This window comes from Vibrio sp. Vb1554, from assembly GCF_033344235.1.
Window position 1 is genome coordinate 1 of record NZ_JAWPOJ010000376.1, and the last position, 1116, is coordinate 1116.

Genomic DNA, 1116 nt, shown 5'->3' on the forward strand with positions numbered 1-1116 from the left:
ACTTTATGTTTTCTATCCGCAGCTGCGATGCTAATTGCTTTTGTAAACAGCAAGATAGGAAAGATGCAAACCACCATCGCCATTACAGCTGGTTCAATGGTTCTTTCTCTACTTATTTTGATCGCCGGTCAAAACAACTGGTTTCACCTTACGGAGATTGCAACCGAGACGGTAACAAGGATCAACTTTGAAGACTTTTTGTTGAAAGGCATCCTTGGATTTTTGCTTTTTGCTGGCGGCTTGGGCATCAAGCTACCCAACTTAAAAGATCAAAAGTGGGAAATCACGGTATTGGCTCTTGGAGCAACCCTGTTCTCAACCTTCTTCATCGGCTTTGTTCTTTATGGCCTTTGTATGCTGATCGGCATACAGTTTGATTTGGTTTACTGCTTGCTATTTGGCGCATTAATCTCGCCTACCGACCCGATTGCCGTTCTAGCTATCGTTAAAAAGTTAGATGCACCTAAACGTATCTCGACACAGATCGAAGGGGAGTCACTATTCAATGATGGCTTCGGCTTGGTTATTTTCGTCACGCTTTTCACCATTGCATTTGGCTCAGAAGCACCAACAGTCGGTAGCGTCACTCTACTCTTCATCCAAGAAGCGATTGGCGGAATCGTCTATGGCTTTCTATTGGGCTTAGTATTCCACTACCTAATCAGTGCTACTGACGATCACTCAATGGAGCTACTACTTACCATCGGTGTTCCTACAGCAGGTTACGCATTTGCTGAGTACATTCATGTTTCAGGCCCACTTGCGATGGTGGTGTCGGGAATTATGATCGGTAACTGGACACGCTTTATTGGCTTCTCTAAAGAGAGTGAAGACCACCTAGACCACTTCTGGGAGTTAGTAGATGAGTTCCTAAACGGCGTGCTATTCCTATTAATTGGTATGTCGATGCTGCTATTTAAGTTCCATGAAGAAGACTGGATCATGATGGCAATTGCAGTCCCTCTGGTGCTAGCCTCTCGCTATCTCAGCGTCTTTATCTCATACATAGGCTTTAAACGTTACAGAAAATACAACCCATGGTCAGTAAAAATTTTGACTTGGGGTGGCCTACGTGGCGGCCTAGCGCTAGCAATGGCACTTTCAATTCCATCAGGA

Annotated in this window: 1 protein-coding gene; it reads left to right on the plus strand. The window is 44.6% G+C overall.

The window, feature by feature from the left end; translation table 11 throughout:
* Nucleotides 1–1116, plus strand: a 1116-nt coding sequence (locus R8N28_RS26405) for a sodium:proton antiporter (RefSeq protein ID WP_318183809.1), incomplete at both ends; no start/stop codon positions are given.